17 protein-coding genes are annotated in these 22,938 nt (G+C 43.2%); 13 read left to right on the top strand and 4 right to left on the bottom strand.

What is annotated here, in order from left to right:
* Positions 1–32: 32 nt before the first annotated feature.
* On the bottom strand, positions 33–260 hold the full coding sequence (locus N480_RS22480; RefSeq protein ID WP_231102304.1) for a helix-turn-helix transcriptional regulator: 228 nt from the start codon (positions 258–260) through the stop codon (positions 33–35).
* Positions 261–768: 508 nt separating this feature from the next.
* Here N480_RS22480 and N480_RS22475 point away from each other — a divergent pair.
* Positions 769–2,523 carry a hypothetical protein gene (locus N480_RS22475; RefSeq protein ID WP_063374668.1) on the top strand — a complete coding sequence of 585 codons (1,755 nt, stop codon included), beginning with the start codon at positions 769–771 and terminating at the stop codon, positions 2,521–2,523.
* A 317-nt stretch (positions 2,524–2,840) separates the two neighbouring features.
* Here the strand turns inward: N480_RS22475 and N480_RS22470 are convergent, their stop codons facing one another.
* Positions 2,841–3,701 carry a YicC/YloC family endoribonuclease gene (locus N480_RS22470; protein ID WP_063374667.1) on the bottom strand — a complete coding sequence of 287 codons (861 nt, stop codon included), beginning with the start codon at positions 3,699–3,701 and terminating at the stop codon, positions 2,841–2,843.
* A 153-nt stretch (positions 3,702–3,854) separates the two neighbouring features.
* Here N480_RS22470 and rph point away from each other — a divergent pair, with 153 nt between their 5' ends.
* From rph to trmB, 7 genes are all read left to right on the top strand, one after another.
* Positions 3,855–4,568 carry a ribonuclease PH gene (gene rph / locus N480_RS22465; protein WP_023399777.1) on the top strand — a complete coding sequence of 238 codons (714 nt, stop codon included), beginning with the start codon at positions 3,855–3,857 and terminating at the stop codon, positions 4,566–4,568.
* 16 nt (positions 4,569–4,584) lie between these two features.
* On the top strand, positions 4,585–5,229 hold the full coding sequence (pyrE, locus tag N480_RS22460) for an orotate phosphoribosyltransferase (protein WP_063374666.1): 645 nt from the start codon (positions 4,585–4,587) through the stop codon (positions 5,227–5,229).
* Between the two features lie 134 nt (positions 5,230–5,363).
* Complete coding sequence (gene mpl, locus N480_RS22455) at positions 5,364–6,713, top strand: UDP-N-acetylmuramate:L-alanyl-gamma-D-glutamyl-meso-diaminopimelate ligase (protein WP_063374665.1); 1,350 nt, start codon at positions 5,364–5,366, stop codon at positions 6,711–6,713.
* Positions 6,714–6,717: 4 nt separating this feature from the next.
* Positions 6,718–7,335 (top strand): flavin prenyltransferase UbiX, encoded by a 618-nt coding sequence (locus N480_RS22450; RefSeq protein ID WP_063374664.1) that lies wholly within the window; start codon positions 6,718–6,720, stop codon positions 7,333–7,335.
* Between the two features lie 43 nt (positions 7,336–7,378).
* Complete coding sequence (locus N480_RS22445) at positions 7,379–8,299, top strand: ABC transporter ATP-binding protein (RefSeq protein ID WP_063374663.1); 921 nt, start codon at positions 7,379–7,381, stop codon at positions 8,297–8,299.
* A 2-nt stretch (positions 8,300–8,301) separates the two neighbouring features.
* Entirely contained in the window at positions 8,302–9,069 is a 768-nt protein-coding gene (locus N480_RS22440) for an ABC transporter permease (RefSeq protein ID WP_063374864.1), read from the top strand.
* 122 nt (positions 9,070–9,191) lie between these two features.
* On the top strand, positions 9,192–9,866 hold the full coding sequence (trmB, locus tag N480_RS22435; protein WP_063374662.1) for a tRNA (guanine(46)-N(7))-methyltransferase TrmB: 675 nt from the start codon (positions 9,192–9,194) through the stop codon (positions 9,864–9,866).
* 33 nt (positions 9,867–9,899) lie between these two features.
* On the opposite strand, the gene N480_RS22430 is transcribed toward trmB, so the two are convergent.
* Positions 9,900–11,786 carry a GGDEF domain-containing protein gene (locus N480_RS22430; protein ID WP_063374661.1) on the bottom strand — a complete coding sequence of 629 codons (1,887 nt, stop codon included), beginning with the start codon at positions 11,784–11,786 and terminating at the stop codon, positions 9,900–9,902.
* A 292-nt stretch (positions 11,787–12,078) separates the two neighbouring features.
* Here N480_RS22430 and panP point away from each other — a divergent pair, with 292 nt between their 5' ends.
* Positions 12,079–13,704 carry a pyridoxal-dependent aspartate 1-decarboxylase PanP gene (gene panP / locus N480_RS22425; protein ID WP_063374660.1) on the top strand — a complete coding sequence of 542 codons (1,626 nt, stop codon included), beginning with the start codon at positions 12,079–12,081 and terminating at the stop codon, positions 13,702–13,704.
* A gap of 406 nt (positions 13,705–14,110) precedes the next feature.
* Entirely contained in the window at positions 14,111–15,193 is a 1,083-nt protein-coding gene (locus N480_RS22420) for a sensor domain-containing diguanylate cyclase (protein ID WP_231101455.1), read from the top strand.
* 6 nt (positions 15,194–15,199) lie between these two features.
* Here N480_RS22420 and N480_RS22415 read toward each other — a convergent pair whose 3' ends face one another.
* Positions 15,200–18,619, bottom strand: coding sequence for a PAS domain-containing hybrid sensor histidine kinase/response regulator (locus tag N480_RS22415; protein WP_063374659.1), 3,420 nt, complete (start codon positions 18,617–18,619; stop codon positions 15,200–15,202).
* A 399-nt stretch (positions 18,620–19,018) separates the two neighbouring features.
* Between N480_RS22415 and N480_RS22410 the strand changes: the two genes are divergently transcribed.
* From N480_RS22410 to N480_RS22400, 3 genes are all read left to right on the top strand, one after another.
* A complete protein-coding gene (locus N480_RS22410; RefSeq protein WP_063374658.1) occupies positions 19,019–19,282 on the top strand; it encodes a DUF4212 domain-containing protein in 264 nt (87 codons plus the stop codon).
* Between the two features lie 11 nt (positions 19,283–19,293).
* Positions 19,294–21,018, top strand: coding sequence for a sodium:solute symporter family protein (locus N480_RS22405; RefSeq protein WP_063374657.1), 1,725 nt, complete (start codon positions 19,294–19,296; stop codon positions 21,016–21,018).
* An 80-nt stretch (positions 21,019–21,098) separates the two neighbouring features.
* Positions 21,099–22,937 carry a DUF294 nucleotidyltransferase-like domain-containing protein gene (locus N480_RS22400; protein ID WP_063374862.1) on the top strand — a complete coding sequence of 613 codons (1,839 nt, stop codon included), beginning with the start codon at positions 21,099–21,101 and terminating at the stop codon, positions 22,935–22,937.
* The last annotated feature ends 1 nt before the right edge of the window (position 22,938 follow it).

Genomic DNA, 22,938 nt, shown 5'->3' with positions numbered 1-22,938 from the left:
ATGGTCAAAAATTGAATGAATATCGTACATCGCTATTGCTCTCTTTCCTGCTGCTTTTGTGTTGAATCCGTTGAGGTCGAAGACTTAAAATCAAACACACTGCTTAAATCCTTGCCAAATATTAGAAATAGCTCAAACAACTGAGTAAAGGTCATATCCGTTTTACCGGATTCATAATTACTGATGGTTGCCTGATCGACACCGAGCTTTCTGCCCAACTGTTCCTGAGTCCACTTTTTTTCTCTGCGTAACTGTCGCATAGAGCGCTGCACATAAACGCGAAAATTCTCTGTTTTGATCCTTCTAGTGCTACCTAACACACCTTGTTACCTCTTCCTTAATCCGTCAGCGTAACATATCAATAGACATTATTTTCATCAACTAATTTTTAACAAAACCCCTTTAAAATTAGCATTTTATAAAAGTATTAATAAAAATAGGCGTAAGATTCAATACTTATTATAAGTAGTGCGCTTTTTTGCTTTTACTTGTTAATAAAAAAGAAGTAGCAGAGCTTTGAGGGGGCAATTCACATTTGAAGGAACACAGGCTGATGAGAGTTATATGGTCAAATCATAAAGTGCGCTTAAACTAAACAGGCATTAAATTGCTATTACTTTTACTCTGAGATCCGCGTCCCTATTTATATTGGGCATAACTCCGTAATCTTCAGGAATGCAGTGGTCGTAATATCATGTAATACCAAGCCAATCGGGATTCTTCTAACCTGCCATTACTCAATGAACGGTAAACATGAGGAATAAACCGATGAAGGATGTATTTTTTGGACTAGCAGAACAATACGACACAGGCAGTATTCCCAACGTAGCAATCAATACTTCAGGTCAAGTACTTGAGGTACACAAGAACGAAGAAGGCTTTAAACTTTACTATCGCTTTGGCAACTTGAATAAAGCGACTGTAAACTGGGAGGCAAGTCACCATTACGATGATGGCAATACGCCTGCTGTCGCAATGAACAACCGCGGTGTTGCAGTAGAAGTTCATAAAAATCAAGCAGGCTCTTCGCTGTATTATCATGTGGGGGATGTATCCTCAAACGGTGTAAGCTGGCATAGTTCCCACAAATACGATAGTGGTATTGAACCCAATGTTGCGGTTAATGACGATGGCATTGTTGTAGAAGTTCATAAAACGCAAAGCCCTTTTAGCAACGGCCTTTACTATCATGTGGGGCAGGTTAACGGTAGCAAAGTTGACTGGCATTCTAGCCACGAATACGATTCAGGTTCTGTGCCTCAGGTCGCCCTGAATAATAATGGTTATGTGGTTGAGGTACATCAGTCACAAAGCAAGTCAAAAGTCTGGTATCACGTTGGTCGCGTAAATGGCAGCAAAATTGATTTTGGAAGCAGTCATGAATTCGGCTCTGGGACAGCGCCAAGTGTTGCATTGACCGACGATGAAACAGTGATTGCTGTGTGGAGTCAAGGCGGAACACTGTATCAGCGCAAAGGCCAAATTAGTGGCACTCAAATTGATTGGCAAAGTGATGCTGTTGAATTTGATGATGGTCAACGCCCTTCTGTTGGCATTGCCAATAACACCGCAGTACAAGTGCACCCTTCAGAAACAATTTTATACGGATTGTGGTATTCCACGTCCATACTTACAAACCGAGCATCATGGATGCAAGATCGATTAAGCGAGCTGGGTAACAAAAGCATATCTGAATTAGCCCTACCAGCTTCGCACGATTCCGGTATGTATAAAGGTGGATTGGCTGTATTTGGCAAAACGCAAGACTTATCAATTAAAGGCCAATTAGAAGCTGGGGTTAGGTACTTCGATTTGCGCCCTAAATGGACAGGGAGTAAGTTTGTTATTTATCACGGCCCAATTACCGGACCAGACCTATCAGAAGTCCTTTCCGACATTCGCTCCTACTGTGAGCAAGGTCATAAAGAGCTTGCCATACTTAAGTTTTCTCACTTTGATGGCATCAATAGCGATAACTACCCAGCATTTCGTCAACAAGTTGAAGATGCAATTGGTGCGTGGATGGTTAAATCTAAACCTGAAGGTAAGCGTTTGGCTGAAGGCACGCTAAATGACTACGTTAACGACGGCACAGCCATGATGGTCGCCATTGGTAATGATTTATCGATTAATCAGCCACAGCAAGGCTTTTGGGTTTACAAAGATTGGGACTCTAGCTCTGTTGCTAAAGCCGATCTCACCGTATTTGATGAGTATTCTGATACCATTAGTTTTAGTACGATGAAGCAAGATCAGTTCAAGAAATTTGAGGAATTTACTGGCCAATGCAAGAAAGACCCAAGTGTCCCTTGTGACCTATTTTTACTCTCATGGACACTTACCCCACCAACCGCGGTATGGCCGATTTCCAAAGAAGCTAATCGGGCATTAGGAAGCGCAATGGTAGAGCTACCCGTAAAAAACCAATACGGAAAGATAGTAAACCTGCTTTATGTGGATTATGTGGAGTACGCCCGAGCTACTGATGTGGCAATCGCTCAAAACAACACAAATCAGCTTTAAAGTTGTTTGTTAGGTAACAGGAAGGAGTAAAAGACTCATGTCTTTTGCTTCTTCCCATTTTACGGGCCGCGTAACGGTCACTTAGGTTGAGCTCGATCTTAAATACTTGGTTATTAATTACTACCGGAAGTTTTGCTTGGTTGTTCTTCATCAATTTGGGCGAGTTTATTGACGAGTTAGTTTAGTAATTCTAATCATCTGTGCTCGAGAAGTGGATGAAACAGAAATAAAAAACACAGTGTCATAAAAACAAAACCCCGCATTAGTAGCGAGGTTTCTTCAGCTGCATATGAGCTTTTTAAAGCCTTGGTAGGCTTTTATTCAATATTCTGAATTTGCTCACGCATTTGCTCTATCAAGACTTTAAGCTCGACGGCTGCGTTGGTGATCTCAGAGTTAATAGACTTAGACGCTAGGGTGTTTGACTCGCGGTTAAACTCTTGCATCATAAAGTCTAAGCGGCGGCCGCATGCGCCGCCCTTTTTGAGGATTTTATGGGTTTCTTTAACGTGCGACTTTAAACGGTCCAGCTCTTCGGCAACATCTTGCTTTTGTGCAAGATAAATAAGTTCTTGCTCAAGGCGAGATTCATCGATTTCGGCCTGTAGCTCTTCAAGTTTTTGAGTGAGTTTATCACGCTGCCATTTTGCGACTTCTGGCATATGACCTTCAACCACAGCAACTTGCTCTAAAATCGCATCTAAACGGGTTGTGATCATGGTTTCAAGGTTGGCACCTTCGCTGGCTCTTGCCGCTTTAAAGTCGGTGACTAATTCATTGAAACCTTCAAGCAGCGCGCCATTTACTTCGTCTAAATCGACTTCTTCTGCTTCCATTACGCCTGGCCAGCGTAAAATGTCAGCGGGGTTGATGTCGCCGCCACTGTGTGATTGAACCCACTTTGCGTTATCAATCAGTTGCTTTGCCAAGGTTTCATTAATTGACATTTGACCAACGTGCGCAGGGTTTGCTGCAAACTTTAAATAGACCTCAACTTTGCCTCGTTGTAGTTGTTTACGAAGGCGTTCACGTACTACTGGCTCTAGTGCCCTAAATTGTTCCGGTGCGCGGATAAACGTTTCAAGATAGCGTTGATTGACTGAGCGGATCTCCCAAACCCCAGTGCCCCAATCTCCTTTCACCTCTTTTCGAGCGTAGGCGGTCATACTATGGATCATATAAAGTTCCTATTTAATTAAGTTAGCGTGGCCATTATAGCCTAATAAAAACGCTGCTCGGTAGCTAAAGCTAAGATTTCTTTTGGTATTGCGTGGCATAGCGCAAAGGATCCCTTTATAATATTGCGAAACTTTGATGATAGGGGAACGTGGATGCGTCCAAGCGAAAGAACTGCGAATCAGATTAGACCTGTAACATTTACCCGTAACTATACAATGCACGCCGAAGGCTCGGTGCTTGTAGAGTTTGGTAATACTAAAGTGTTGTGTACAGCAACAGTGGAAGCGGGTGTACCGCGTTTTATGAAAGGACAGGGTAAAGGTTGGATCACCGCAGAATATGGTATGCTTCCTCGCTCTACTCATACACGTAATGGTCGAGAAGCTGCGAAAGGCAAGCAAGGCGGCCGTACAATGGAAATTCAACGTCTAATCGCACGAGCTTTACGCGCTGCGGTTGACTTATCTGCACTTGGCGAAAACACAATCACGATTGATTGCGATGTTTTACAAGCTGATGGCGGTACACGTACAGCATCAATTAGTGGCGCTTGTGTTGCACTTGTTGATGCTCTTACACACATGCGTGCAAAAGGTATGATCAATGCAAACCCGCTTAAGTTTATGATTGCGGCAATCTCAGTTGGTGTATACAACGGCGAAGCGATCAGTGACTTAGAGTACCTTGAAGACTCAGAAGCTGAGACCGATATGAACGTGATCATGACTGAAACGGGTAAGCTAATTGAAGTACAGGGTACTGCTGAGGGCGAACCGTTTTCTTTTGAAGAACTTGATGAGTTGCTAGCACTGGCTAAGCATTCTATTCGTGAAATCATCGATATTCAAAAACAAGCTTTAGCGTAAACATAAAAGGTTAGTTATGAAACAGTATCAAAAAGAGTTTATTGAGTTTGCACTTGAAAAGCAGGTGCTAAAGTTTGGTGAGTTTACGCTTAAATCTGGCCGTACAAGCCCTTATTTTTTCAATGCGGGTTTGTTTAATACGGGCCGTGACCTTGCGCGTTTAGGCCGCTTTTATGCAGCGGCGTTAGAAGATGCCGGTATTGAGTACGACGTCCTATTTGGCCCTGCGTACAAGGGTATCCCAATTGCAACAACGACTGCGGTAGCACTAGCAGATCACCACGATAAAGATGTACCTTATTGCTTTAACCGTAAAGAGAAAAAGCAGCACGGTGAAGGCGGCAACTTGGTCGGCTCTGAGCTTAACGGCCGCATCATGTTGGTTGACGACGTTATCACGGCAGGTACTGCAATTCGTGAGTCAATGGAAATAATCAAAGCCAACGAAGCGGACTTAGCAGGTGTACTCATTGCACTTGATCGCCAAGAAAAGGGTAAAGGTGAGCTTTCTGCCATCCAAGAAGTTGAACGTGACTTTGGTACTGAAGTGGTTTCTATTGTAAAACTGGCTGACCTAATTACTTATCTTGAGCAGCAAGGCAGTGCGTCTGAACATTTAGATGCCGTTAAAGCATATCGTGACCAGTACGGTGTAGCTTAATCACTCCGATTTAGAAAAATACCAGCCATAGGCTGGTATTTTTTTGTCTGTGCAAAACTGTTTTGCATACAAAGTCAGCCTAGGCTCATGGGAGTGTGTTACCCTAGGAGCAATTTTAATAACTAGCTGAACTTATGCATATTCATATTCTTGGGATCTGCGGCACCTTTATGGGTGGCATTGCAGCCATTGCGCAATCTTTGGGCCATAAAGTAACCGGCTCAGATCAAAACGTTTATCCACCAATGAGTACTCAACTAGAGGCTTTGGGCATTGAGCTAACTCAGGGCTACGACCCTGTACAGTTGGAGCCTCAGCCAGACGTGGTTGTTATTGGAAACGCAATGAGTCGTGGCAATCCGTGTGTTGAATATGTATTAGAAAAGGGCCTACCTTATACATCGGGGCCTGAATGGTTAAAGCATCATGTTTTACAAGATGCTTGGGTATTGGCGGTGGCAGGTACTCATGGCAAAACTACCACTGCCAGTATGTTGGCTTGGCTACTTGAGTACGCGGGGTTAAAGCCTGGATTTTTAATTGGTGGTATTGTTCAAAACTTTGGTGTGTCAGCACGAGTGAGCGATACGCCATTTTTTGTGATTGAAGCGGATGAATATGACACCGCATTTTTTGATAAGCGCAGTAAATTTGTTCACTATTTACCGCGTACGCTTATTTTAAATAACCTTGAATTTGATCACGCCGATATTTTTGCTGATTTAAACGCGATTCAAACCCAATTTCATCATCTGATCAGAACCTTACCAGGCCAAGGCAAAGCTATTTACCCAGAACAAGATAGTGCAATTAATGACGTACTGGAACGCGGTTTTTGGAGTCAAAAAGAATCGCTAGGTAAAGATTGGTCGTATCAACTATGCAATCCAGATGGTAGCCGCTTTAAAGTGCTGCTTGAAGGCAAGGTTGTTGGTGAGGTGAATTGGCAGGCTATTGGCGAGCACAATGTAAAAAATGCCATCATGGCGATTGCCGCAGCCCGTCATGTTGGCATTCCTGTTGAAGTCAGTGTTGAAGCGTTAGGTCTTTTTAAGTCGCCAAAAAGGCGGATGGAATTAAAAGCGGATATTGCCAATATTCGTGTGTACGACGATTTTGCTCATCACCCTACAGCGATTGAAACAACATTGGCAGGTTTAAGAGCCAAAGTCGGCGATGAAGAAATCATTGCGATTCTTGAGCCTCGCTCCAATACCATGAAAATGGGAGTCCATCAGGAGACGTTGATGAATGCACTCGAGGCAGCTGACAAAGCATTCGTCTATGAACCTGAAGGTCTATCTTGGTCTCTGAAAGATGCTGCGACGAAAGCGGGGCGTCAGTGTTTTTCAAATACAGACGACATCGTGGCCGAAGTCATAAAGCAAGCAAAGCCAAACCAACATATATTAATCATGAGCAACGGCGGATTTAATGGCATACATGAGACCTTAATCGCCGAGCTTAACAAGGTAATGTCATAATCACATGTCAAAATATAAAGATCCCATCACGTTAGCGTTTAGCGGTGCATCGGGTGCACCTTATGGTTTACGCCTATTAGAAGTACTGGTTGAACTTGATTATCAGGTTTATGTACTTATATCTAGTGCAGCACGGGTAGTATTAGACACCGAGTCTAATGTCAAACTCTCTGGCAATGAACACAAAGCAACTGAGCAGTTAAGTGCACTTTGCAAAGCCAAAGAGGGCCAAATTCAAGTATTTGGTAAAGATAATTGGTTTAGTCCTGTGGCATCGGGCTCGGCTGCACCCAAGAAAATGGTTGTTTGCCCATGCAGTGCCGGCAGTGTCTCTGCAATTGCTTTGGGTGCTTCAGATAATTTATTGGAGCGCGCGGCAGATGTGGTCATCAAAGAAAGAGGACAGCTCATCTTAGTGCCACGAGAAACGCCATTTAGTCCGATCCATTTGGAAAATATGCTTAAGCTGAGCCAGTTAGGTGTCACGATTATGCCAGCTGCACCAGGGTTTTATCACCAGCCTCAGTCTATCGCAGATTTAGTGGACTTTATGGTGGCGCGTATTTTAGACCATTTGAATATTGAACACACACTCGCCAAACGCTGGGGTTATGGCGATTAAAAACAGTGAAATACACATCTAGGGGATTGGGGATCCAAATTAAATGACAACTGCATTAAGTATAAAAGGCTTAAAAAAAGTCTATAAAAACGGTGTCGAAGCGGTAAAAGGGATTGATTTAGAAGTAGAGCAGGGTGACTTTTTCGCGCTGTTAGGCCCAAATGGAGCTGGGAAATCGACGACTATCGGAGTGATAGCTTCACTGGTAAACAAGACTGATGGTGAAGTAAAAGTATTTGGCCACTCAATTGATACCGCACTCGAAGCGGCTAAATCTGAGCTTGGTCTGGTGCCACAAGAGTTTAACTTTAGTCAGTTTGAAACACTGAACCAGATTTTGGTGAATCAGGCTGGTTACTATGGTGTACCTCGCCAAGCCGCTCATGAGCGTGCCGAGAAATACCTCAAACAACTAGGTTTGTTTGATAAAAAAGACAAACAAGCGCGGACATTATCGGGTGGTATGAAGCGCCGTCTGATGATCGCACGTGCGCTGATGCATGAACCAAAACTGCTGATTTTGGATGAACCAACAGCGGGTGTCGATATAGAACTAAGACGTTCTATGTGGGACTTTTTGCGCGAAATCAATAGCCAGGGCGTGACGATTATTTTGACTACGCACTACCTAGAAGAAGCGGAGCTATTGTGTCGCAATATCGCCATCATTGATAAAGGCGCCATTGTTGAACATACAACGATAAAAGCGCTTCTGGCCAAATTAGACAAAGAAACTTTTGTTCTTGATTTAAAGGCGCCGATTAAGCCTGTGTCACTTGATGGTTACCAATTTACGCTGGTTGACGACCACACCCTTGAAGTTGAGGTCGAAAAGTCACAAGGGCTGAATGGGGTATTTACTCAGCTCAGCGAGCAGGGCAATACGGTGTTAAGTATGAGAAATAAGGCGAATCGATTGGAAGAGCTTTTTGTCAGTCTATTAGAGCAGGGGCGCAGTGAATGAGTATTTTAAAATATCGGGTTGCACTTAAGAGTATCTGGATAAAAGAGTGTATTCGCTTTTTACGTATTTGGGTGCAAACGCTCGTCCCACCTGCTATCACGATGACGCTGTACTTTATTATTTTCGGCAGCCTTATCGGCTCTCGAATTGGCGAAATGGGTGGGTTTGGCTACATGGAGTTTATTGTGCCGGGCCTTATCATGATGTCGGTGATCACCAACTCATACTCCAATGTGGCGTCTAGCTTTTATTCTACTAAGTTTCAAAAGAGCATCGAGGAGCTTTTAGTCGCACCGGTGCCTAACTACGTTATTGTACTTGGTTATATGGGCGGCGGCATGGCGCGAGGTATGCTCGTAGGACTTATTGTGAGTATCGTGAGTTTATTCTTTGTGGATATTCAAATTCACAATATAGCCGTGATAGTTGCGACCGTCGTGTTAACGTCTGCGGTGTTCGCTTTAGGTGGACTTATCAATGCGGTGTATGCGAACAGTTTTGATGATATTAGTATTATCCCTACCTTTGTTTTAACGCCACTGACGTACTTAGGCGGCGTGTTTTACTCCATTCAGCTGCTGCCTGAATTTTGGCAAGGTGTGTCCCAAATCAACCCAATTATTTATATGGTTAATGCGTTTAGATACGGCTTTTTAGGTGTCTCTGACGTCGATATTTACGTCGCCTTTACCGTTCTAATCGGCTTTATTTCAGTGTTATTTACGATTGCATTGACGCTGATAAAGCGAGGAGTTGGTTTAAGACATTAATTAAAAGCAGAGCAATCGCTCTGCTTTTTGCTTTTGTAGCCTCTATTTTATCAACGCCCTATTTACTTTACTCTCCAAGCTTCTAAAATTGGCCCCATTTACAGATAAAAAATACGAGTACCATGGCTGACGCAAACTCTCGAAGTATCACAACAAACCAAACTGGGTTGCATGAAAAGTTGGACGAAATTGTTCAAAAACATCTCAATGCAGAGTTCAAAAAGCCCATTGCCGAGCATACATTAAACGCATTTAATGAAGTTAATGAAAAGGTACAAGCTTTTGCTGGTCCAATTATATTGGACTCATGTTGTGGTGTCGGTGAGAGCACAGCAAATCTCGCAAAAAAACACCCTGAAGCCCTCGTCATCGGTATTGATAAGTCTTCCCATAGGCTCGATAAGCATGACGTAGAATATAAGCAAGACGAACATGGCCAGTATATTCTGGTGCAAGCTGACTTGAATGATTTTTGGCGCTTGGCTTGCGAAGCTCAGTGGCAGCCAACCCATCACTATTTGCTTTACCCCAATCCTTGGCCGAAGTCTAAACATATTCAGCGCAGATGGCACGGTGCCGCTGTATTTCCATTTATCGTCAAGCTAGGCGGCTGTTTAGAGGTACGGAGTAATTGGGATATTTATGTAAAAGAATTTGCGCGAGCGCTACATTTGGCTGGAATTCAAACGCAAGCTGAGGCCTATCATAGTGACGATGCGATTACGCCATTTGAAAGAAAGTATTGGGCCAGTGGCCAATCGAGTACGCGCCTTATCGTAGATATTAAGCCGTCATAAAATAGGCACCTTAGGTGCCTATTTTAGCTATGATCAGTGATGAAAAGCTGGTGATTCTTGCTGTTCTTTTATATGTGGTGCAGCGGCACCAATATAAGAGCCCTCAAACATAGTGATATGAGTTTCTTTGAGCTGTTGCAACTGCGCTTTATTGGTGATCCCAGACACAATTAACGAAATTTCGCTATTCTTGCACTGCTCTCCAATATGTTTAACGAGCCCTTTTACTTGTGGGTTGTCAGCCAACTGCTCAACCAAAGTTTCTTCTAACTTCACAGCATTGATAGACATTTTCAGCATACGACTGATAGTAAGTAAGCCACTATTTCGGGAATTGACCAAGATATTGACCCCTTTACTACGCAAAATACTAATAATTGCCGACATATCGTTAAACTGGCTGATAAGTGCTTGCTCATCTAGTTCAAAAGTGATCAGGCTGGGCTGTGGATAGCGATTAATAGCTTGGCTAATACATTCCATCATTTGTGGGTCGCTCAAGTCCTGAGGCGTGAGGGCAAGGCTCCAAGCAATATTGGTTTTTCTGAATTGCGTAACGCACAACTCAAGCATCTGTCTTGTCAGCTGAGAGTTTAAGCGCGAGTGTTTAATGACCTCGCCAAATGCTTGGGACTTGAGTATCACACCTTGTTCGGTCAGCACTCGGGGCGCGCAGTGGTATTGCACAATTTTTCCATCTTGAATGCGAGCCCGAGGCGTAAAATATGGAATGATGCGGTGTTGATCAAAGGCACTTTGTACTGTCTTCGCAATGGCTAGATTGGACTCTTGAAGTAACTTTGTTTTTTGCGTTTGCTGACCATAGATATAAGTCGTTTGATACAGCTGTTGTGCTTGTCTACAAGCGATAAATGCGTTTTCTAGAAGTAGATTTTTGTTGCCCTTGGCTATGCCCGCTTTGATTTGTATATATAAAAGAGGGTCTTCCAAAATGGGGCGTGAAAAAGGAAATTCAGATATCAAATTGTTTAAGTAGTGCTCTCCATTTGGTGTATCGCACATTAACACAAGCTTGGATGTGGCGAGTCGATACACTTTAAATGGTTTGGTAAAACCCTGAAAATAGTTCATTACGTTTTGAATGACCTTATCGCCGACGGCTGCACCATAAAAGCTAATAATCTCCTCAAGCTCGCAAATGGAAATGATAGCAAGGCTTAAATGTTGGCGTTTTGAACGCTGTAAATCTTGCTCTAATGCAAGACGATTGGCAAAACCTGTTCTCGCATCTGTAGTTAAAGTGCGTCGGTAGACCAACAAGTACATGCCGGCTACCAACAGCGCTATACAAAAGAAGAAACTAGCGGAGAGCGCAGCTTGAGTCACGTTGTCTTGAAGTTGCTCTTCTATATGAGAAATGGTGATATCAGCGCCCGTCAGGTAAATTTGTCCTTGTGGCGTGATATGCGGCACAAATATCGTCTTAAAGTGCCCCCATTTATCCTGTGATATTTCAAAAACTTCTTTTGTTGAGCGAAATGCCCCTTTGTTTATTGTTGTTGCTTCGGGGTAGATATCTCTAAATTGTGTGACATCACCATTGGTAATGTCATCAACGGTGTAACTTGAGGCTGTAAAGCGCACATGTGGAGAGTCATATACCATGGTATACACATACTCGACCCCTACAGCTCGTGCTAGTTTGGTGAGCTGTTCGCTCACTTGTTTAAATTCAGCTTGGCTTACCGTATTTAAATCATCGTGATATTGGGCACCGACAAATAAGTTGGCACTTTGTGCTGCAGTACGCAGCCGTTTGTCGATATCTTCCATGATCACAGTTTTGGTATTGTGGTAGGTATAGTAAACGTAGCCTGCCAGAGATATTACGAAGGTGAGAAAACCCACTAAGACCCATGTGAAAGATAGGGTACGATGAGCAAAGTTCCATTTATTCATTGCAATTCCGCTTGCCTGAGCATAAACAATATCGCAAATTTTATAGCCTCGTAGGGTATTTTACAAAGTATTTCATAAAATGCCGGGACATTATGTTCCTAAAAAGCTCTATTTCGTTTATTTATACGGAAAATAGCCATTAAGGTTACTTTTTTGCATCGCATTTGCAGACATTTTGACAACTTTAAAGTAGAGTTAGTCATTTCGTAATAAATTAGCAAGGTAGATGTGCCTATCAGACGCAGCCTCGAGGCGCACACATCTACTTACTCTTTTGTGATTGGGAATTAGAATGGGTCCAAAGCGTTGTGCAGTCGCTTCTGAAGAAAGCTTAATGCGAATTTTTACAGTACCAGAAGCGCCTGGCTCTACACTCAGCAAAATAGAACAAGAAATCTCACATAACCTTGCTGGGTTTTTGAATGAGAACATTGCTGCTGTTGAGAAGCCTTTACACGAGATAGAGAAAGATTTTCAAACTGCTGCTATCCCTGAAGAGCCGACTTTTGTATCGGATTATGCTCAAGATATCATGGAGCAACTAGTTGCGCACTCGGTGCATACCGCGTCCCCCAGCTTTATTGGTCACATGACTTCAGCATTGCCACACTTTTTACTGCCTTTGTCAAAGTTAATGGTGGGGTTAAACCAAAACCTCGTAAAAATTGAAACTTCTAAAGCGTTCACACCGCTTGAGAGGCAGGTGCTTGGAATGATGCATCACTTAACCTATGGGCAAGGTGATGAGTTTTATCAAAAATGGATGCACAGCGCGAAAAATGCACTCGGTGCATTTTGCTCCGGTGGCACCATTGCCAACATTACAGCACTGTGGATCGCCAGAAACCGTTTATTAAAACCCGATGGTGATTTTAAGGGAATATCTTCTCAAGGTATGTTTGCCGCGATGATGCATTATGGCTACAAAGGGTTAGCGGTATTAGTGTCTGAACGCGGGCACTATTCATTGGGAAAAGCGGCTGATGTGTTAGGGATAGGACGTGAGAATTTCATTGCCATTCGTACAAATAAAAACAATAAAGTCGACATGCTCGCGATGCGTGAAAAAGCACGTGAACTAGAAGCGCAAGGGATTAAAGTAATGGCCATCGTGGGTGTGGCAGGCACCACTGAAACTGGTAGTATCGACCCGCTCAATGACATGGCGCAATTATGCGAAGAATTGAATTGTCATTTCCATGTGGATGCTGCGTGGGGTGGGGCAACATTACTTTCTAATACTTATAGGCATCTCTTATCTGGGATTGAAAAAGCGGACTCGGTCACGATTGATGCTCATAAGCAGATGTACGTGCCAATGGGCGCTGGTATCGTACTATTCAAAGATCCAGCAGCCACTGATGTGATTGAGCACCATGCCGAATATATTTTACGTAAAGGGTCGAAAGACTTAGGTAGCCACACATTAGAAGGAAGTCGCCCTGGCATGGCCATGCTGGTACATGCCTGTTTGCAGGTTATTGGCCGCAAAGGCTATGAAATGCTGATCGATCACAGCATTGAAAAAGCGCACTATTTCGCAAAGCTTATTTCAGAGCAAGAGGACTTTGAACTTATTTCTCAACCTGAACTGTGCTTGCTAACTTATCGCTATGTACCAAAAGCAATTAAAACAGCACTTGAACAGGCTGATGCACAAGAAAAGTTAGATATCTATGCTGCGTTAAATCGCCTGACGGCAAGTATGCAAAAAAGACAGCGTGAAACTGGGCGTTCGTTCGTATCTAGAACCCGATTAACACCAGAGCAATATGAAGGGCAACCAACGGTGGTGTTTAGAGTTGTGTTAGCTAACCCGTTAACTTCATATCAAATGCTGGGTGAGATACTAGAAGAACAACGAGAAATGGCGCAGCATGACCCCATTATGAAAAAGTATCTAAGTAAATATCTATGAGTCTAAAAAGGAGTACTTCACTCCTTTTTTTATGTCCGATTAAAAGTAATCAGTGATTCTTATTACTTACTTTTAAACATTGCTTCATGGCTACTTTCCTCTTATAAGTATTTTTCGATTGATAAATCAAGTATCTAGATTTGATATTCATACAGTTGATTAACCGCCTTCTGTAGTAAAGGTTGACCTATGGTCATTATTCTAGGAATAAGTTCCTCTAACAGGATAAAAATGGGTGATTTTTTATCTTATCGGCGTATTATTATTCAAAGCAGTAGCTTAGTTGTTATATCCAAGTATGGAAAATAGCTGATTGGGTGGAGCAAAGTGAATCAGCCGCTGTAGCTGGTAAGTTACGATCTAACTTGGAAACAAGTGCAACACTTGACGTATTTGGGTGATAAAATTGGCTGTAGACAGTAGAGAAAATGACGGTTTGTCTAACCATAGACATAATGAACTAACGCATGTAACGCAAAGGCTTCGACGAGTATTATCCAAAGAAGTTGATGTGTCCGTTGGTCACCAACAGTTTCTTGCTGACATTATTTTAGAAGGTAAAGCATTATTAGATGTTAGTCGTGTGTCCGTCTGGCTATTTGATGACGCAACGAACCCGACTAGATTAATCAACTACGCCAATACTGATTGGGACGGTTTAGTCTCAGGGCCACTCCCTGAACTTCAAGTTACTGACTATCCTATTTATTTTCGTACTATTGTCAGCGGTGAGACCATTTCTGCGAGAGATGCGTTAACCGACTCTCGTACCACCGAATTCACCGAAGGCTATCTAAAACCGCAACAAATTGCGGCATTACTGGATACAGCAATTTTTCAAAATGGCTTAGCAATTGGTGTCGTATGTTGTGAAGGCCGTTTTGACCCGCGAGATTGGCTTTCATGGGAAGTTGTCGCAGCAGAACTGCTTGCCGATTGCTGTAGCCGCCGTTTGCTGGTTCATGAGCTGTGGCAAATGCAACAGCAACTAACCGAAATGGCCTTTCAAGACGTCCTAACGGGTTTGAAGAATCGCCGTTATTTAATGGATTATGCTAAAAGTGAAATGAGCCGCCATCAACGCGCAGATAGACCATTAAGTTTGTTAATGATCGATTTAGATAGATTTAAAGGGATCAATGATAAATATGGTCATGATGGGGGGGATGAAGTGCTTAAGCGCTTTTCAGACTGTTGCACTAACCTTGTACGAGCAGAAGATTGTGTGTGCAGGCTAGGTGGCGAAGAGTTCATTATTTTGCTTCCAGAAACAGAAGTGGCATTGGCAATGAATGTTGCGCAGCGACTAAAAGAAGAAGCGGCTGCGCTTAAAGTACCGTATGAAGGGCAAGACATCACTTTCACAGTGAGTATCGGGGTCGCAGACGTCAATTTAAATATGCCGTTTAGCAAGTCACTCAAAGCAGCCGATCAAGCTGTTTATCAAGCTAAGGCTGCTGGTCGCGACCAAATTAAGTTGGCGTTGTAGCTCCGTTTATCTAGAGTGATTTAAAAGGGCTTTCAGCTTTGCAGGCTTCAGCGGTTTAGTTAAATAGTGTATATGGTTGTCTTTGGTCTCGGCTTTGAGAGATTGGTCACGCACGGCCGTAATCAGTACTGCTGGGATGTCGCTTTGCCATATCTCTCGCAGTGTTTTAATCAAGGTAATCCCGTCACAGTGTGAATCTAGTTGGTAGTCAACAAGCAGCAAATCAGGGGCTTTGTTATCCTTTGCATATTGAATTGTTTCATCTACTTGGCTAAACAACTCATGTTGTAATTGCCACTTATTCAATAAGCTAGACATGGCAGATAAGTTATTAGGATCATCATCAATAGCGATAATTTTTAGCTTTCGTTTGCTGTCGGTTTGATTCACTTTGGTTGGTGCAACAATTTGGCTGTGATCGCCAAGCGGTACATCAATGTAAAAGCGACTCCCCTTTTTAGGAATTGATTTCATAGCCAGTGGAATACTCATTAAATCGCACAACCGTTTAACCACGCCAAGCCCTAAACCGACCCCTCTATTATCACCAGCCTCAATGCGGTAAAAGTCATTAAAGATTTTTTGTTGCTCGTGAAGGGTGATCCCCGGTCCGGTATCCCATACTTCAATGCGTAAACTGTGCGCGCGTTTTCTACAGGCAATTAATACGCAGCCCGAATCAGTGTACTTCACTGCATTTGAAACCAGGTTTTGCACTACTCGGCGCAGATAAGTGATGTCGCTATGTACTGTTAAGGTACAGTCTCTCACTCTGAGCTTTAAGCCTTTCTCTTGGCAGATGATTGCATATTCATTTTCAAGCGGTGCCAAAATATCGCTGATTTTAAAATGACGGGGAGTCGGCTTCATGGCCCCTTGCTCTAATTTCGCAATATCTAACAGTGATGACATTAAATGGACGGTGGAATCTAAGCTATCACCAAGCTTGTGTAGGTTACTTTGTTCGGTTTCAGGTAAGTGTTTTTCCTCGATGGCACCGAGATACAGTCTTGCTGCATTCAGCGGTTGTAAAATATCATGGCTTGCGAGAGCCAAAAATCGTGTTTTACTTTCATTTGCTCGTTCCGCTTCTTTTTTGGCCGCGACGAGGTCCTGCTCGATTTGTTCTCTGGTTGCTATCTGGGCTTTAAGATCCTGATTAATTGCTCGGATCTCTAGCATCCTAGCCTCAATACGATTCTCTAAGTCCATGTTAATTTCTTCCAATGCATTTTGTGTAGCCATATGCATCGTGATATCCGAAAAGCTCGTGACAAACCCGCCGCCAGGTAGGGGGTTTCCTGTCATTTCAAATACCTGTCCGTTTTCTCTATGACGAATATAGTGGTGAGGTGTCCCATTTTTGAGGTGTTGCACTCGTTTCTCGACTAACTTTTCAAGGGTCCCAGGCCCGCATTCACCCCGTTGCGCGTTATAGCGAATGACTTCTTCAATATCTTGACCAACTTGCAGGTAGCCCTTGGGGTATTCAAACATTTCATGGTAACGCTTATTCCATGCTACTAGTTTCAAGTCCTTATCCACCACCGAAATTCCGTGACTCAAATTTTCTAAAGACGTGAATAACAGATTCTGATTAAATTGTAATGCTTGAGTTGTTTCATCAAAGAACGTAACGACCTCTTCGAAAGCCATTTGCTTACCAGATGAAACTGTGTGAATTAAAGCCTGCGCGGAAGATGCACCAAGTACACCGGTCAGCGCACGCTCGCAAAAATTAATAAAGTCGGCAGTGGGAGAAGCATTGTTATCATCAATATCTTCATTAAGCGCATAGTGTCCTAGCAGCTGTTGGCTACGCTGGATACCAAGGAAGGTCTGTAGCAAGACTTTAAAATCGTAGACTGTTGCTTTAACTTCTTTATTGAGCTTTTTGGCCAATGCCGCCTGCTCCTTCGGTTTAACAAACGCTGTGGCCTGCAACTTATCAATTAAGCGCTCGTATGCCCCCAGTGAAAAGCTGATGTAACAGCTTATGTTTGCCAGCAGTGCTAATAAAGTACCGCGTGTCACAATCGATTGCTGAGTTTGATAATCAAGCAGCTCGGGTGTTGAGATAATTGGCAGCAGTAAAAACAATGCCCAACAAATGAGCCCCGCCGTCAGTCCAGCATATACCCCATAAGCATGACCTTTTCGCCAGTACAGGCCGCCAACTATCGCTGGAAGCAATTGGGTTACCAAGGAGAATGCGACTAAGCCCATACTCGCCAGTGCAGCACCGTGTCCTGCCCATTGTTGGTACAAGTAGGCCAGCAGTAGAATCGCTGCGATAATAAAGCGTCGCACTAAAAGTATTTGTGATTTGTAATTGTTGGTTATTAAGCTCTTTCTGAAGCGCCGCTTCAGCAGTAAGGGCAAAACAATATCGTTAGACAGCATGGTACTGAGTGTTAGCGTCGCAACAACTATCATGGCGGTCGCTGCGGATAAACCGCCAATAAAGACAAATGTTGAGATCACGGGGTATTCGAGATTAAGCGGCAAAGCAAGGACAAAGCTGTCTGCTGCAATTTGTTGACCTATCTGAGGGTGAATCGCAGCACTGGCAATTGGGATGATCATCATTGCAATTAGCATCAAATAAAGTGGGAATGCCCATCTTGCAGTGTTTAAGTGTGTGCTATTTTGATTGTCGACGACTGTAACGTGGAACTGCCTAGGCAAACAGATAATGGCCGCGGCGGCCATTAAAGTTTGACCGATAAAGTTAAAGTCAAAGAAGTCGAATCCTTGCCAATGTGACCAGATTACTTCTGTACTGGGGTGTGATACCAATGCCTGCAAAGATATATAGGCCACGGCAACTAAAGCCAATAGCTTGATTAACGACTCAAAAGCCACGGCTAACATTAACCCCGATCTGTATTCGGTCACATCGACTTTTCTAGCGCCGAAGAAAATAGCGAACAACGCCATCATCAGCGTCCCTGTGAGCGCCAAAGTAGAACCCGAAATATCATCATTATTGCGCAACAACTCAAAACTATTAGCCAGTGCTTTCAATTGTAGTGCGATGTAAGGGATGGTTGCTAACAAGGCAATTAATGTCACCATAATTGCTGTGGTCTGGCGCTTACCATAACGGGCGCTAATAAAGTCAGAGATAGTGGTGATGTTTTGTTTTTTACTAACGAGGATCAACTTACGTAAAAAGCCATGCCCGAATGTAAACAGCAGCGCAGGGCCCAATAAAATGGGAAAGAAGTGCCAACTACTAGCTGCGGCTGTACCAACTGAGCCATAGTAAGTCCAAGAAGTACAATAGATCCCCAAGGCCAAAGCGTACACAAATGGATGATGACTGATTTTTTGCGCCAAAGGCGTGTGTTTATCGCCCCAATTTGCGAGCCAAAACAGCAATCCAATATAGCTTAGAGCAACGAATATGAGGGCGGCAGTCATCTTAAATCCTAGTCGATGTTTTTGATTACATTATTAAATCTGTCACGTTGACGCAGGTTAATCATATCTGGCTTAGTTTCGATAAGCCAGTTAACTCGAAGTGAGAATATAATACACTGATTTATAAGAACTATTGTTACTTTGTTGTGCTATTTAGACTAATGTCTTATACCGTATGGATTGTTAACTAAGTGCGCAAGTAAACATATTTTAATTTTTAAGTTTATGATTTTATTGACTATTAATGTTCTTCAAGTTCATGGGTTTTTCAGTTTACGTAAACGTAAGGTTGTGCTTACGACTAAGGTCTCAATTCAATAATCCAAAGCCATTGCTACAGTCAAAAGGTCAATTAATACCAACACATTCGATTCGAATGAGTTAAAGGGGGAGTCAATAATGGCCTTTAAAAGTGAAGAACAAGCAAAAGCATATTGGTCAGAAAATCTAGCCTTGATGTTTAAATTGCTGACAGTGTGGTTTGTCGTGTCATTTGGTTTTGGCATTTTACTGGTGGATGTTTTAAACGAAATACGTTTTTTTGGATTTAAGTTGGGCTTTTGGTTTTCCCAGCAAGGTGCAATTTACACGTTTGTTGCTTTGATTTTTGTCTACGTATCAAAAATGGATGCGCTTGATAAAAAATACGGCGTAGATGAATAAGGAGCGACATGATGGATGTTCAATCGTTTACATTTTTAATCGTAGGGTTGAGTTTTGCCCTTTATATCGGCATCGCAATTTGGGCGCGAGCAGGGTCAACTAATGAATTCTATGTTGCTGGAGGTGGTGTTCCGCCACTAGCTAATGGTATGGCAACCGCAGCGGATTGGATGAGTGCAGCCTCGTTTATATCGATGGCAGGGATTATTTCATTTGCTGGTTACGATGGTGGTGTTTACCTGTTGGGGTGGACTGGTGGTTACGTGCTGCTTGCTTTATGTTTAGCGCCCTACCTACGTAAATTTGGTAAGTTTACCGTACCAGATTTCATCGGCGACCGTTACTACTCTCAAGTGGCGCGTGTGGTGGCGATTCTGTGCGCAATTTTCATCTGCTTTACTTATATTGCTGGCCAAATGCGTGGTGTTGGCGTGGTATTTTCGCGCTTTTTGGAAGTAGACATCGAAACCGGTGTATATATTGGTATGGTGATTGTGTTTTTCTATGCCGTACTTGGCGGCATGAAAGGGATTACATACACGCAAGTCGCACAGTATTGTGTGTTGGTATTTGCTTATCTTGTACCTGCTATTTTTATCTCTATGATGATGACTGGCCACTTGCTACCGCAAACTGGATTTGGCGCAACACTGGCTGATGGCTCGGGTATGTATGTGCTCGACAAGCTTGATGGGCTCAGTGCCGAACTAGGGTTTGCCCAGTACACAGAGGGTTCCAAAAGTATGATCGATGTGTTTGCTATCACCGCAGCGTTGATGGTTGGTACAGCCGGACTACCTCATGTGATTGTACGCTTCTTTACGGTTCCAAAAGTGAAAGATACCCGTATTTCAGCGGCTTGGACACTAGTGTTCATCGCTATAGTGTATACGACGGCGCCTGCTGTTGCGTCTTTCGCACGGGTAAATATGATAGATACAATCAATGGCAAAGACGGAAGCGGAACTGCGTATGCTGAAGCGCCTCAATGGGTCAAAAATTGGGAAAGAACAGGGTTAATTACCTTCAACGATAAAAATGGCGATGGCAAGATGTTCTACTCAGCCGGTAAAGTTGATGACCCAGCAAGTGCCAATGAAGTGAAAATTGACCGTGACATTATGGTATTAGCAAACCCAGAAATTGCAGACTTACCAGCATGGGTTATCGCTTTGGTTGCGGCAGGTGGTATTGCGGCGGCGCTCTCTACAACGGCTGGGTTACTGCTGGTTATTTCTACCTCCGTATCTCACGATCTGCTTAAACGTACGCTTAAACCCGACATCAGTGATAAACAAGAGCTCATGGCGGCGAGGTTAGCGGCGATGATAGCGATTGGTATCTCCGCATACTTTGGTATAAATCCTCCCGGGTTTGTCGCATCCGTTGTCGCCTTTGCGTTTGGCTTGGCTGCGGCAAGTTTCTTCCCTGCGATTATCATGGGGATCTTCTCCAAACGTATGAATAAGGAAGGTGCAATCGCGGGTATGATTTCAGGCATTGGCTTTACCGCCGCGTATATTATTTACTTTAAGTTTATCAGCCCTGAGCTTAATGGGCCTGCAAACTGGCTATTTGGTATTTCGCCTGAAGGTATCGGTATTGTTGGTATGGTCGTAAACTTTGTTGTGGCGGCTGTAGTGATGAAATTAACTGCTGAAACACCAGAAGAAGTGAAGCGCATGGTTGATGGGATCCGTAATCCTAAAGGGTCTAGTGCAGCGCACGCACATTAATACTTAAACCACAATAAATAGCCCAGTTTTATAGCTGGGCTATTGTGCTTTAAAGGGATGGAAAAATGACCGAAACAGGAATAACCGCAGAACTTCAGGATGTTTTGAGCTTTGTTTCAAAGCAGTCCCCCTTTAATGAGTTGCCCAGTGCCTGCGCGCACTATTTTGTTAACCACGCCGAAGTGGTATATCTCACCGTGCATAACCAAGACGATGCATTACAGGGCGAAGAAAGGTACTTGTATCTCGTAAGGACTGGTATTTTTGATCTTGTGGATGTGTCTGGAGAGGTGGTGACACGTCTATCTACTGGCGACTATTTTGGCTACCCCTCATTACTTACCGGAGAAGAAATTCAAAACCAACTTGAAGTGCAAAGTCCGGGCCTCATACTTATGCTGCCCCAAGCAAGCTTTGATTATTTAAGACATGAGTACAAAGTACTTGAGCAACACTTTGTAAGAGCACATAAAAAGCGTTTGCTATCGAGCCACTACAAAGAACGTAGTAAAGGATGGTCAGAGCGAAAAATCTCAAAGTTGATGGCTAAATCAGCGGTTGTAATAGAGCCTCAGGCTACGATTGTAGAGGCCGCAAAAGTCATGCAATCTGAAGGCGTATCGTCTGTGATGGTGACAGAGGATGGGTGCTTAAAGGGGGTTGTGACAGATAGAGATCTGCGTAATCGGGTACTGGCTAGTGGACTTGATCCTTTGATGCCGGTGTCATCTATCATGACGCCAGAACCCAAGTTCATTTTTGAAAATAATCGCGTGTTTTCTGCTCTACATTTAATGTTAAAACACAATATTCATCACCTGCCCGTTTTGAATGAAGCACGTGTGCCACTGGGGATGGTAACTAGTACAGATTTGCTGAGGCTACAAAACAGCGATCCTGTGCAGTTAATCGGTCAATTATATAAGGCCAGTAGCACTCAAGAATTAAAGCTTTTAGCTAAAGAGATACCGGTGCTCCTGCGCAGCTTTTCAAATACAGTAGAAGATTTCTCTTTCGTCGGCACCTTATTGAGCGGCTTAACTGATGCACTCATGAGCAGACTCACAGAATTATTTGTAAAACAACATGGTAAAGCGCCTTGTTCGTTTAGTTGGATATGCTTTGGCTCGCAGGCGCGGGAAGAGCAAACTCTAGACTCTGATCAGGATAATGGGCTTATTTTCTCCAATGACATAAAGCCTGCAGAGCGAGATTATTTTGCGTCATTGGGTGAATTTGTTACCAGCCACCTAACCGAATGTGGCATCCGCGCATGCCCTGGTAATATCATGGCAAGTAATGAGCAATGTCGAGGTACAGTTGATGAGTGGACAGCGCGGTTTCATCACTGGATCACGTCACCCACACCACAAGCGATGCTGAACTGTAAAATATTTTTTGACCGTCGTTATATTTGTGGCGATCACGCCTTATATCAGAGCTTTAATGCGCAAATGAATGAGATAAGCACGCAGGAGTTATTTTTTGCTGCGATGGCAACGGACATTAGTACCAACAGTGTACCTATAGGTTTATTTCAGCAGTTTAAGTTGCAACGCAGTAAAGATAAGAGCAAGTATTTAGATTTAAAGACCCGTGGTATTGCCATCATTAACGATTTAGTAAGAGTGTATGCATTAAAGTGCGGCATCAAGCATGCAAATACTCAGGCGCGTTTAAAAGCTTTGAAAAGTCATACAATTTTGAGTACCAGTGATATTTACAACCTTCGCGATTGTTGGCGGTTTTTAACTCAGCTACGACTGAAAAGTCAGATTACGGCGCAACAACTGCCAGCAAATTGTATCAACCCTGAGACGCTTAGCTCTCTAGAACGACATCAATTAAAAGAGGCCTTTCACCTCATTAAACAAGCGCAGCAGGCGTGTGTTTTTAAGTTCGCTAGGGGAAGTTTATAAT

The organism is Pseudoalteromonas luteoviolacea S2607, from assembly GCF_001625575.1.
Classification (GTDB): Bacteria; Pseudomonadota; Gammaproteobacteria; order Enterobacterales; family Alteromonadaceae; genus Pseudoalteromonas; species Pseudoalteromonas luteoviolacea_E.
Note: the sequence above shows the minus strand (reverse complement) of the source record. Positions and strands in the feature narration are given on the sequence as shown.

Bases quoted from the DNA above. Each gene is read 5' to 3' on its own strand.
- N480_RS22480 (WP_231102304.1), bottom strand. From the start codon at position 260: ATGCGACAGTTACGCAGAGAAAAAAAGTGGACTCAGGAACAGTTGGGC.
- N480_RS22475 (WP_063374668.1), top strand. From the start codon at position 769: ATGAAGGATGTATTTTTTGGACTAGCAGAACAATACGACACAGGCAGT.
- N480_RS22470 (WP_063374667.1), bottom strand. From the start codon at position 3,701: ATGATCCATAGTATGACCGCCTACGCTCGAAAAGAGGTGAAAGGAGAT.
- rph (WP_023399777.1), top strand. From the start codon at position 3,855: ATGCGTCCAAGCGAAAGAACTGCGAATCAGATTAGACCTGTAACATTT.
- pyrE (WP_063374666.1), top strand. From the start codon at position 4,585: ATGAAACAGTATCAAAAAGAGTTTATTGAGTTTGCACTTGAAAAGCAG.
- mpl (WP_063374665.1), top strand. From the start codon at position 5,364: ATGCATATTCATATTCTTGGGATCTGCGGCACCTTTATGGGTGGCATT.
- N480_RS22450 (WP_063374664.1), top strand. From the start codon at position 6,718: ATGTCAAAATATAAAGATCCCATCACGTTAGCGTTTAGCGGTGCATCG.
- N480_RS22445 (WP_063374663.1), top strand. From the start codon at position 7,379: ATGACAACTGCATTAAGTATAAAAGGCTTAAAAAAAGTCTATAAAAAC.
- trmB (WP_063374662.1), top strand. From the start codon at position 9,192: ATGGCTGACGCAAACTCTCGAAGTATCACAACAAACCAAACTGGGTTG.
- N480_RS22430 (WP_063374661.1), bottom strand. From the start codon at position 11,786: ATGAATAAATGGAACTTTGCTCATCGTACCCTATCTTTCACATGGGTC.
- panP (WP_063374660.1), top strand. From the start codon at position 12,079: ATGGGTCCAAAGCGTTGTGCAGTCGCTTCTGAAGAAAGCTTAATGCGA.
- N480_RS22415 (WP_063374659.1), bottom strand. From the start codon at position 18,619: ATGACTGCCGCCCTCATATTCGTTGCTCTAAGCTATATTGGATTGCTG.
- N480_RS22410 (WP_063374658.1), top strand. From the start codon at position 19,019: ATGGCCTTTAAAAGTGAAGAACAAGCAAAAGCATATTGGTCAGAAAAT.
- N480_RS22405 (WP_063374657.1), top strand. From the start codon at position 19,294: ATGGATGTTCAATCGTTTACATTTTTAATCGTAGGGTTGAGTTTTGCC.